Origin of the sequence: Alteromonas gracilis, from assembly GCF_002993325.1 — a bacterium.
GTDB lineage: Bacteria > Pseudomonadota > Gammaproteobacteria > Enterobacterales > Alteromonadaceae > Alteromonas > Alteromonas gracilis.
In genome coordinates, this window is record NZ_PVNO01000023.1 from 86,942 (window position 1) to 98,411 (window position 11,470).

The 11,470-nt window shown below is 46.3% G+C and carries 11 protein-coding genes; 9 read left to right on the top strand and 2 right to left on the bottom strand.

Going from position 1 to position 11,470, the window contains the following annotated elements; translation table 11 throughout:
• Positions 1-169 precede the first annotated feature (169 nt).
• The 9 genes from argC to C6Y39_RS06715 all read left to right on the top strand — a co-directional run bounded on the left by argC (position 170) and on the right by C6Y39_RS06715 (position 9,597).
• Positions 170-1,183, top strand: a complete 1,014-nt coding sequence (gene argC, locus C6Y39_RS06675; protein ID WP_105930519.1) for an N-acetyl-gamma-glutamyl-phosphate reductase — start codon at positions 170-172, stop codon at positions 1,181-1,183.
• Entirely contained in the window at positions 1,180-2,010 is an 831-nt protein-coding gene (gene argB / locus C6Y39_RS06680; protein ID WP_105930520.1) for an acetylglutamate kinase, read from the top strand. Before argC ends, argB begins: the two co-directional genes overlap by 4 nt.
• On the top strand, positions 2,007-2,918 hold the full coding sequence (locus tag C6Y39_RS06685) for an ornithine carbamoyltransferase (protein ID WP_105930521.1): 912 nt from the start codon (positions 2,007-2,009) through the stop codon (positions 2,916-2,918). Before argB ends, C6Y39_RS06685 begins: the two co-directional genes overlap by 4 nt.
• Before the next feature lie 25 nt (positions 2,919-2,943).
• Complete coding sequence (locus tag C6Y39_RS06690) at positions 2,944-4,149, top strand: argininosuccinate synthase (RefSeq protein ID WP_105930522.1); 1,206 nt, start codon at positions 2,944-2,946, stop codon at positions 4,147-4,149.
• A 73-nt stretch (positions 4,150-4,222) separates the two neighbouring features.
• Entirely contained in the window at positions 4,223-5,605 is a 1,383-nt protein-coding gene (gene argH / locus C6Y39_RS06695) for an argininosuccinate lyase (RefSeq protein WP_105930523.1), read from the top strand.
• Between the two features lie 18 nt (positions 5,606-5,623).
• Positions 5,624-6,934 carry an amino-acid N-acetyltransferase gene (argA, locus tag C6Y39_RS06700; protein ID WP_105930524.1) on the top strand — a complete coding sequence of 437 codons (1,311 nt, stop codon included), beginning with the start codon at positions 5,624-5,626 and terminating at the stop codon, positions 6,932-6,934.
• Between the two features lie 190 nt (positions 6,935-7,124).
• A complete protein-coding gene (locus C6Y39_RS06705; RefSeq protein WP_105930525.1) occupies positions 7,125-8,021 on the top strand; it encodes an alpha/beta hydrolase family protein in 897 nt (298 codons plus the stop codon).
• Positions 8,022-8,149: 128 nt separating this feature from the next.
• Positions 8,150-8,722 carry a TetR/AcrR family transcriptional regulator gene (locus tag C6Y39_RS06710; protein WP_105930526.1) on the top strand — a complete coding sequence of 191 codons (573 nt, stop codon included), beginning with the start codon at positions 8,150-8,152 and terminating at the stop codon, positions 8,720-8,722.
• A gap of 347 nt (positions 8,723-9,069) precedes the next feature.
• Positions 9,070-9,597, top strand: a complete 528-nt coding sequence (locus C6Y39_RS06715; protein ID WP_105930527.1) for a hypothetical protein — start codon at positions 9,070-9,072, stop codon at positions 9,595-9,597.
• Between the two features lie 123 nt (positions 9,598-9,720).
• Here C6Y39_RS06715 and yghU read toward each other — a convergent pair whose 3' ends face one another.
• Positions 9,721-10,578 carry a glutathione-dependent disulfide-bond oxidoreductase gene (gene yghU, locus C6Y39_RS06720; RefSeq protein ID WP_105930528.1) on the bottom strand — a complete coding sequence of 286 codons (858 nt, stop codon included), beginning with the start codon at positions 10,576-10,578 and terminating at the stop codon, positions 9,721-9,723.
• Between the two features lie 292 nt (positions 10,579-10,870).
• On the bottom strand, positions 10,871-11,155 hold the full coding sequence (locus C6Y39_RS06725; protein ID WP_240618826.1) for a hypothetical protein: 285 nt from the start codon (positions 11,153-11,155) through the stop codon (positions 10,871-10,873).
• Between the last annotated feature and the right edge of the window lie 315 nt (positions 11,156-11,470).

Genomic DNA, 11,470 nt, shown 5'->3' on the forward strand with positions numbered 1-11,470 from the left:
TGGCTGGCTACACCTTGCATAGCGCACGACGATGCGTGTGCACTCCTATGCGCATTCTGTAGCACACTTTTTACCTTTGTAATGTGGTCGCGGTTAGGCAAGGATTTACGCCCAACCAGTTTACAAAGGTAAAAAGTGATTTTTTTCTCCTTTTATTGAATTTTAAATTATGTACAACGTTTCAATTATTGGTGCCAGTGGTTACACAGGGGCACAACTTGTTCAGTTGGTGAATCAACATCCTACGTTAGAACTAGCGGGCACCTACGTGTCTGAAAATAGCAATGACGCTGGTAAAGATATCGCAGAGCTACATGGCAATTTGGCTCACGTGAACGCTACGCTTACCCCTATTTCAGATGCTGCATTAAAAGAGATGGCGGATAACGTTGATTTTATCTTCTTAGCCACTCCCCACGAGGCCAGCCACGACTGGATGCCAGTGTTATCATCAGGTAAAGCCAAAGTACTCGATTTATCCGGCGCATTCAGGCTAAAAGACACCCAAGTTTTCGAACAGTTTTATGGCTTTCCCCATACGCAAGAACAAAGCCTAGCTCAGGCTGTTTATGGTCTTGCCGAATGGCACGAAGCCCAAATTGCCGGTGCCGATGTTATTGCTGTGCCGGGTTGCTACCCCACTGCGAGCCTTAGTGCACTTAAGCCTCTTGCTCACCATAATTTGCTGGATGAAAGCGTACGCCCTGTGATCAACGCCGTATCTGGTGTATCCGGTGCGGGCAGAAAAGCTAGCCTTACCACCAGCTTTTTCGAAGTAAGCCTGCAAGCATATGGCGTGCTAGGCCACCGTCATACGCCTGAAATAGAAGCATATTTAGGCACACCGGTTATCTTTACGCCGCACTTAGGAAACTTCAAAAGAGGAATATTGGCGACGGTGACGGTTAAAGTTAAAGCTGGTACCACCAGCGCCCAACTTGAACAAGCGTACACTGACGCCTATGCTGATAAACCCATTGTGCGGTTGCGCAAGAGTTTTCCAAAAATTGACGACGTTGCTCACACCCCATTTGTTGATCTTCACTGGAAGTTAGACGAGGCATCTGGGTATGCGGTGGTAACAGCGGCTATAGACAACGTGATGAAGGGCGCGGCCTCGCAGGCTATACAGTGCCTGAATATAATGACGAAACAACCAGTAGAAACAGGGTTAGTACTATGAGTGTTTCACCTATTGTAATTAAAGTTGGTGGTGCATTACTTGACGATGCAGCGGCAATGACGCGCTTATTTTTAAGCGTAAAAGAAGTTCAAACCGTACGCCCCGTTGTTGTGGTGCACGGCGGCGGCCCGTTAGTGGAAACCCTAATGGCGAGCCTGGGCCTTCAAAGTACAAAAATTGATGGCCTTCGCGTTACGCCAGATGAGCACATGCCTTATATTTGCGGCGCACTTGCAGGCTCTGCGAATAAACAGCTTTGTGCAGCGGCACTTGCCACAGGTATTACTCCTGTTGGTTTATCTCTGCTAGACGGGAATATGGTGGTATGTGAGCCACTGGCTGATCAATACGGTGCGGTAGGCGTACCTTCAACTGCTGACGCTGCATTTCTGAAAAACGTACTAGCGCAGTCTACACTTCCGGTAATTAGCTCTATTGGCTCAAGCCCACAAGGCAGGTTACTGAATGTAAATGCCGATCAAGCAGCTACGGTTATCGCTGAACTTCTTAACGCGGAACTTTTGTTACTTTCCAATGTTGAAGGTGTACTTGACGGTGACAAATCGCTAATTAGCGAACTTAACGCTTCAAGTATTTCCAAGTACGCAGATGAAGGCGTTATCACTGACGGAATGAAAGTAAAAGTAGATGCAGCACTTGCGTCTGCAGAAAGCCTAGACCGCGCGGTTTACATCGCAAGCTGGGCAGCCGATATCAACGACATTTTAAATAAGAAAACGGGCACTCAAATTCTGCCCGCAGCGCTGGCAAACACAGAGTCCACAAACGCTGCTCTAACAAAAGGCAATGCCGGAGAAGTACAATGAAACAGGACCTACTCACCTTTGCAAACTGGACACCCGACGCAATGAAAAACTTGCTGCAATTGGCTGTAGAAATTAAACAAGCCCCAGCAAGTTACAGCAACGTGCTAGCGGGGAAATCAATTGTTGCCCTGTTTGAAAAACCGTCTTTGCGAACCCGTGTTAGCTTTGATATTGGTATCAACAAGCTTGGCGGCCATATGGTGTATTTAGATGTGCAGTCGGGTAACTTAGCAGGTCGTGAAGATGCAGTAGACACCGCTGCTAACCTTGCGTGCTGGGCCGACGCTATCGTGGCTCGCGTATTTTCTCACGAAACACTAGAAACCTTTTCAAAAGCGGCGAAAGTGCCGGTTATTAACGCTCTGTGTGATAAATACCATCCGTGCCAAGGCCTTGCTGACTACCTTACTATGTTTGAACGCTTCGGCAGAACTGAAGGTCTTACCATGGCCTATGTAGGCGACGGTAACAACGTGACTCACTCTCTGTTAATCGTTGGTGCCCTACTGGGGTGCAATCAAGTAGTGGTGACTCCAGAAGGTCATGAAGCGTCGCCTGAAATTGTAGCGCAGGCAAAAGCGATTGCCGAAAAGACCGGTGTATCGATTGTTGAAAGCACAGACCTTAGTGCCGCTAACGGTGCAGACGTTATTTATGCCGATACGTGGCTTTCAATGGGTGATGACACACCACTTGAAGTGATCAAAGAAAAATTCATGCCTTACCAGGTTAATGAAGCGCTGATGGAAGCAACCGGCGCTAGCTATGTTATGCATTGCCAGCCTGCCCATCGCGACTTAGAAATTACAGGCTCGTTAATTGATAGTGACAAGTCGCTATTAATGCAGCAAGCCGAAAATAGAATGCATGGCCAAAACGCCATTCTTACTCAATTACTTAATGCCTAAAAAGGCACCTAAGAGGTTTACTTAGATGCAAAACGTTAAAAAAATCGTACTGGCCTATTCAGGCGGGCTTGATACATCAGCCATCATTCCATGGCTAAAAGAAAATTATGGCTGTGAAGTTGTCGCGTTTGCGGCAGATGTGGGCCAAGGTGATGAAGAGCTTGAAGGCCTTCATGAAAAAGCTATCGCGTCTGGCGCGAGCGAGTGCCACATTGTTGATTTAAAAGAAGAGTTCGTAAGCGAGTATATCTTCCCTACTATCACGACAGGTGCGGTATACGAAGGTGAATATTTATTAGGTACGTCGATGGCGCGCCCGGTCATCGCCAAAGCGCAAGTTGAGATTGCCCGTAAAGTAGGTGCCGACGCGCTTTGCCACGGTTGTACCGGTAAAGGTAACGACCAAGTGCGTTTTGAAAGCACCTTTGCCGCCCTTGCTCCAGATCTTACCGTTATCGCGCCTTGGCGTGAGTGGGATATGGTAAGCCGCGAAGACTTACTTGCATACCTAGCTGAGCGCAATATTGCGACAACAGCGTCAGCGACAAAGATTTACAGCCGTGATGCAAACGCATGGCACATTTCACACGAAGGTGGCGAGCTTGAAGATCCATGGCAAGAGCCTACCAAGCAAGTGTGGACGCTAACGGTAGATCCAGAAGATGCGCCAGATACACCTGAGCGCGTAACCCTGTCTTTTGACGAAGGTAAGCTGACCCATGTTGATGGTGAAGCATTATCGCCTTATCAAGCTCTCGTTAAGCTCAATACAGTAGCGGCAGCGCACGGTGTAGGCCGTATCGACATTGTTGAAAACCGTCTTGTAGGCATGAAGTCTCGCGGCTGCTATGAAACGCCAGGAGGCACCGTACTGCTTAAAGCCTATAAAGCGCTTGAAACCATGGTGCTAGACAAAGCAGCACTTAAGTACCGTGAGCAAATTGGCCTTGAGTTTTCACACGTTATGTATGATGGCCGTTGGTTTACGGCTCTTAACGATGCATTACTTGCAGGTGCTGCGTCTTTTGCCAAGAAAGTCACGGGCGATATCGTCGTTAAGCTTTATAAAGGCCAAGCTACGGTTACACAACGCCGCTCACCTAACAGCCTTTACTCTGAAGACTTCGCTACCTTTGGTGCTGACGATGTTTACGACCAGAAGCACGCTGAAGGCTTTATCCGCCTTTTCAGCCTTTCAAGTCGTATTGAAGCACTAAAAAAACAAGGTTAATTGTTTACCGCGCGTAGCTTTTAGCAGCTACGCGCAGGTAGCAAAGGCAAACAAAGTATTTAAGGAGCATCACATGGCGTTGTGGGGTGGCCGGTTTGAATCCGGTGCAAGTAGTATGTTTAAACAGGTTAACGATTCTCTGCCGTTTGACCAAGTTATGGCAAGCCAAGATATTCAAGGCTCTATCAGCTGGTCTCGTGCGCTGCAAAAGGCAGGCGTATTGACCGTTGACGAGCAAGCCCAGCTTGAAGCGGCACTAAGCGAGTTAAAAGCGAAAGCTGATGTAGGTGAATTAGACTTTAACGCATCGAGCGAAGAAGATATTCATAGCTTTGTAGAAGCTGCGCTTATTGAAAAGCTTGGTGACATTGGTCGTAAGCTTCATACCGGACGTAGCCGAAACGACCAGGTTGCCACCGACTTTCGCTTGTGGGTACGTGAACATATTGCCTCACTTCGCGCTGATGTTCTAGGTGTGATCAAATCGCTTCTTAATGCCGCAAGCCGCCATCAAGAAGCCATTATTCCAGGTTACACGCATTTGCAACGTGCACAGCCTATTCACTTCGCACACTGGTGCTTAGCATACGTTGAAATGTTAAAGCGTGATTTAAGCCGTTTAGACGACTTAAAAGTACGCATGAATCAGTGCCCTTTAGGTTCTGGCGCGTTGGCAGGTACGACTTTCCCTGTCGATCGTTACGCGATTGCAGAAGAGTTAGGCTTTGACTCTCCATGCCTTAACAGCTTAGACGCTGTATCTGACAGAGATTTTGTGCTTGAGCTTTTGTTTGTGGCCAGCACCAGCATGATGCACTTGTCACGTCTTGCCGAAGATATGATTTTCTATAACTCTGGCGAAGCAGGGTTCTTACAGCTTGGTGATAGCGTAACTTCTGGTTCGTCGCTAATGCCACAGAAGAAAAACCCCGATGCGTTAGAGCTGATGCGCGGCAAATGTGGCCGTGTGTTTGGTTCTTTGCAGGCACTGTTGGTTACCATGAAAGGCCTTCCTCTTGCGTATAACAAAGACATGCAAGAAGACAAAGAGGGCGCTATCGATACGGTAAATCAGTGGCACATTTGTCTATGTATTGCCAGCGAAGTGCTTGACTCACTGCAGCTAAACGAAGAACGCTGCCGCGTTGCGGCAACCCAAGGGTTTTCTAATGCAACCGAGCTTGCAGATTACCTGGTTGGTAAAGGTGTGCCGTTTAGAACAGGCCACGATATTGCAGGGCGCGTTGTGCTTCAGGCCATCGACAAAGGCTGTGCCATTGAAGATTTGCCATTAAGCGACATGCAGGCGATTTGCGACAAAATTGAAGACGACGTATACCCAGTACTACAGCTAGAGTACGGCGTAAATCAACGCAATATCTTAGGCGGTACCAGCAAAGAAACCGTGACAAAAGCACTGTATCAAGAGCTGGAAGACTTGGACAAGCAAGGGTAGCGACAAGGAACTGCTTAGATGGTATTAGCGCATCATGACGGCATAAAACTGTTTCGCAGTTCACTGCCCTATATTAATGCTCACCAGGGAAAGACGTTCGTTTTGATGTTCGGTGGCGAAGCCATTGAACATCCTAACTTCCCTAATATTATTCACGACATTGCCCTGCTTAATAGCCTAGGCGTGCGCGTAGTTGTAGTACACGGTGCCCGCCCGCAAATAGATCAGCGTGTTGCCCTACGCAATATTGAAGGTCGCTTTGACAGCGGCGTACGCATTACCGACAAGCAAACCCTTGAGTGCGTAAAAGATGCCGCCGGTTCAGTTCGCTCTCAGGTTGAAGCTTTGCTTACTATGGGCTTACCTAACTCACCTATGCATGGCTCGCAAATACGTGTGTGCTCGGGGAACTTGGTGGTTGCTAAGCCGATGGGTGTGCGCAATGGGGTAGACTTTGAAAATACCGGCCTTGTACGCCGCATCGATACCACGGGCATTAATGACCACCTAAACGATGGCTCTATTGTGCTGCTATCGCCTATGGGCTATTCATCAACAGGAGAAGTGTTCAACCTATCTCATGAAGATGTAGCCACACAGGCGGCTATTGCCCTTAAAGCTGACAAGCTTATCGTGTTTTCAAACTTCGATGGCATATACAATCGCGAAGGTCGATTGCTTCGCACCATTGAACGTCCTCAGTTAGAGCAACTGATCATGGCGGGAGACATCACCACCGAAGCTACCGTACTGAGCGCCCTTACCACCAGCGTTGCCGCTGGCGTGCCTCGCGCCCACTGTATCAGCTATGAAAAAGACGGCGCATTGCTGCAAGAGTTGTTCACGCGTGACGGTACCGGCTCTTTGGTAATGGAACACCACTACGAACAATTACGTGCAGCGACTATCGAAGATGTGGGCGGTATCTTAAAGCTGATAAAACCGCTAGAGGAAAGCGGTGTGTTAGTTAAGCGCTCTAGAGAGCGTTTAGAGAACGAAATCAACCAGTTTATCGTTATAGTGCGAGACGGCATGATCATCGCGTGCGCAGCTTTGTATTTATATCCTGAAGACGGCTGTGCCGAATTAGCTTGTGTGGCTACCCACCAAGACTATCGCGGCAAAAACCGAGGCGAACGGATTCTAGATGAAGTGCGCGCCCGTGCTAAAGAAGCAGGTATTGAGCGTATTTTTGTGCTTACAACCGTTACTGCCCATTGGTTTTTAGAGCAAGGCTTTGAGCCTGCTGACATCAGCGCGTTGCCGGCGGTGAAAAAAGAGCTGTATAACTTCCAGCGGAATTCGAAAGTATTCACGCTACCTGTTTAAGTCATTACTTTTTAAATCGCGAATGCTATAGCTTATCTATCCCAGCTAAGCTTTAGCATTTGCGTGCCAACAACTTATCTACTTGTCATTACTTAGCCATTATCATTAGTAAAATAAATAATTAGCATGTTGCGTTTTGTGTGTGCGGAGGGTTTACTGGTTAGACCAGAACAGTTTTAGAGACTTCTTCATGTCGAGCATATCAGAGCAAAACGACACCGAAACCAACATCAATGTGAAAGATATCACCATTGTTTGCGCGGACAGCGCACCTCTTGCCGCCTCCCTGTTCTCTCCAAGTCTACCAGCAAAAGCGGCAATTATGATTGGCCCTGCAACGGGTATCAAACGCCAGTTTTACCGCGCTTTTGCCACCTATTTGGCTGAGCAAGGGTTTGGCGTTATAACGTATGATAATAGAGGCATTGGCGATTCAGTAAAAGGCAGCGTTAAACAAAGCGATGCATCGCTAGTAACCTGGGGCGAGCAAGATATGCCAGCAGTACTAGAATCACTCAAACTTCACTTCCCCCATGTGCCTTATTTTCTCGTTGGTCATAGCGCGGGGGGCCAGCTGCTTGGCTTAATGTACAACGTTCGCGACCTTACTGCTTTTTGTAACTTCGGCAGTTCATCAGGCAGCTTACGCAACATGCGCAAAAGCTATTTAATCAAAGCCCATTTTTTTATGAATGTCTTTATTCCCGTGAGTAATTTACTGTTCGGCCATACGAAATCTCAGTGGGTAGGTATGGGAGAACCATTACCTAAAAAGGTGGCGCGCCAATGGCAAAAATGGTGTAACGGTAGAGGCTACGTAAAAACAGGGTTTGGTAGCGATGTTATTCAGCACCACTACGACACCATTCAGATACCTTCTAAATGGCTTCTCGCCAACGACGATGACATTGCTAATATTCGTAACGTTCACGATATGCTCAGCGTGTTCCCTAATATGGACGCTGAAATTGAAGAGCTTGAACCAAAAGCACTGAACGTAAATGAGATAGGCCATATGAAATTCTTTTCCAGAAAGTGCCAGCACTTGTGGCCCAAAGTAACAGACTATTTTAAGCGCTACATGTAGGCAGGCTTTCCTAAGTTTGTGCCAAAAAACAGAGCGATAAAAATGTAGATACAGTTGCGCAACTCGCGAATTCTTAATCTATAGTTATAACTGCGTTATAGGCCATAACTTCTACTCGATAAAATAATATGAATAACAAAGAAAAAATACTGCAGGCGGCATCTGAACTCTTTAGCGAGGAGGGGGACGATGCTTTGAGCGTGCGCAACATTGCTAAGCGCGCCAATTTATCAACCATTGGCATTTACAGTCATTTTAAGGGCAAACAGGGTATTCTCAACGCTTTGTGTCAACAAGCTTGCGAAGTGCTAGCTCAAAGCATTCTGCGTGCTAATGGAAATACGGCCTCAGATAAGGTTCTTGATGCCTGCGAGAATATATTAAGCTACGCCGAATCTAATACGGCACATTATCAGTTGATATTTGGCGGCAGCACCTCGTTTTTTTCGATGACCGAAGAGACGATGACAGCCAAATCAACATTAATCGAAACAATGGCAGGGTTATGCAAAACGCTTCCCAAAAAACAGGTATCAAGTGACAAAGCCGTGATAATCGCAACACAAGTCATGGCCTTAACCCATGGTTATATTCAGTTTTTTCAAAGCAATCACTCACCAGAGCTTACTCAGACCAATTGGAAAGATAAAGCACTCCAAGCTGTACGGCTTCATGTTTACGCAATAGTTGCTACCCAATAGCATATTGCGAAGAGTACAGTTAAAGGCATGACACCTGTAACCACACCGTGCATTTAGCTAGAACTTAGCTAAAACAGCGAGGGGCAGAGTAGCTTTCCTAAAACTAACTCTGACCCCATTTGTTTTATCTACTGGCTACCGCCTTTCTAACCCGAGCGCCATAGTCACTATGCGCCAAATCGTATTGCACGAACATGGTTTCTTGAACGTCTTGTGTCGCTTGGCTTAGTCGCTGAACGAACATTTACTCACTCAAAAAAGGCAACACCATTACTTTTTTGCAATTTAAGTCTGATAAATGTCCGCATACGTAAGAGACAGACAAAAGCTCTGCCAACAAGATAACGATGACTAAGCCGCTGATTTATATAACCGGGGCCGTGATGCTATGTATTATCGCCAAAGCATCGTGGAATACCTTCACTTTTTTAATGCAAATTAATGATAAGAATCATGAGCTCACTTTTATGGGTAGTTCTGGTTGGCAGTGGCACGACAAAAAACTGGGTATACAAATTAAACGGGTAGAAGCTCAGTTACCCGCGTTAAGAAAAGTGTCAGAGAATAAAGAATATGCATCTCTTGTAACCATTACGGAGAATGGAAACTATCGTGGTTTTGTATTTTTCAACGAGGCATGTGAGGAAGGCTCAATCGTTTCTGAACGAGTCACCTATAATCAAACAGAGCAACCTAAGCTTGAAGTGTTACATTGCCTTCACGGTAAACTGGTGTATATGAAAACGTGGACGTCTGTACCTGCCATAAAATGGCGTGGCCGTGTGGGCAACTTTGAATTTGATGAAGATTTGAACGAATGGGATTTCACCCCACTCCAACAAGCATACTTAAAGAGTGTGGCAGAGCTTATCTGAAAATTTGGGGTCAGAGTACTTTTCGTCGATGCCCTTTCTAGGCATTGTGATGCTAAGAAGATGATTAACATAACTAAAGTACACTGACCCCGTCATTTAAGTAATGTACTCTGACCCCATTATTTAGGTGTTGGCGAGCGCGTTGTCGATATCTTTGGCGCTGTGGCGGTTTTCTAACTGGCCATCATCGCCCCAGGTTTTATTAACAATACGGCCACGCTTTACCCCTTCACGCTGCTCTAGCTGCTTAGCCCAGCGAACTAAATTAGTATACTCATGCACCTGAAGAAAGGTTGCGGCATCGTATAAGTTGCCCAGTACCAGGTTGCCGTACCATGGCCAGATCGCTATATCAGCAATGCTGTATTCACTGCCTGCCATGAACTCATTGTTCGCTAAGTGTTTGTCTAGCACATCGAGTTGACGCTTGGTTTCCATGGTAAAGCGATTGATAGGGTATTCCATTGGATAAGGCGCATAGCTATAAAAGTGGCCGAATCCCCCGCCTAGGTATGGCGCTGAGCCCACCTGCCAGAATAGCCAGTTAAAGCATTCTGCTTTCGCGTGGGCGTCTTTAGGAATAAATTTTCCGAATTTTTCTGCTAGGTAGACCAATATTGAACCTGACTCGAACAGCTTGGTTTCTGGTGACGTTGTTGTGTCGACCATCGCAGGGATCTTACTATTCGGGTTCACGTCCACAAACCCAGAGGAAAACTGATCGCCCTCGCCAATGTTTATTAGCCACGCATCGTATTCTGCTTCGCCGACACCGGCAGCCAACAGTTCTTCAAGCATAATAGTCACTTTCTGCCCGTTAGGTGTAGCTAACGAATAAAGCTGTAAACCATGTTCGCCAGTGGATCGCGCTTTTTCGTGGGTCGAACCTGACACAGGGCGGTTGATACTGGCCCACTTGTTGCCATCATCTTCAGCCTGCGTCCAAACATCAGGTGGTGTGTAGTTACTTTCTGTCGACATAGCAATTCCCTTAAATAGTTTTTAGGTGAAAGAGACATACTTCATAGCTGTAAAGAACGGCTTTTAAAGGCGTATGGCTCACTATGTCGACTAATAAACAGCACTGCGCGATTACTGACATAAAAAAGCCGCGTTTTATATAGATACAAAACACGGCTTTGTGAATAAAAGGCGAGCAGTCCATTGCCCGCAAACTGGTGCTAATCGATGTTTCTGATAATCAGCATCGATAAGTGATTGGTGCAGTTAACAGTCCCAACACCGATAACGTGTAGCATGTATAACGTGTCAGCTAGTTTTGAACGTCGTAATAGGCGTCAATCAGTTCAGACTCGTCTAAGTAGGCGAACATTTCGCTTTGATGCTTTGCTGAAATATCTTGGGCCTGTTCAGTGGCATCGTTAATAGACGGAGAATAGGCTTCCGTGGGTATCTCTATCTGGGCTTCCACATTTTCGCTGGAGCTTTCGCATGCACAGAGTGTGGCAAGCGCCGCCATTACTAACGATGTAGAAAATGAACGTTTAACAATACGTTCATAACAAGAACCTACCTTATTTTCTAGTTGGGTCATCATTGACACCTCTTGCTCCATTGCGAATATAACAATAGAGCAATCAATCATTGTGCCAAAATTGATTTATATCTATTTTTCAGTAAGTTAAGATTTGTAGACTGCTAGGGAAGAGATGTTTAGAAATAAAATGTTGCGCATAGGCAACACCCTTTTACAACTGAGTAGCGCCAATAATTGTAAGTGAACAAAACAAATACGCGTAAACGGAGCAGCGTTCTTTCGATAATATAATGTGGCGCAAATATGCTGACCTTTCGTGCCTCTTTCGACATTGAACGTTATGCAAAACTATAAAAAAAGCAGGCAAGGCCTGCT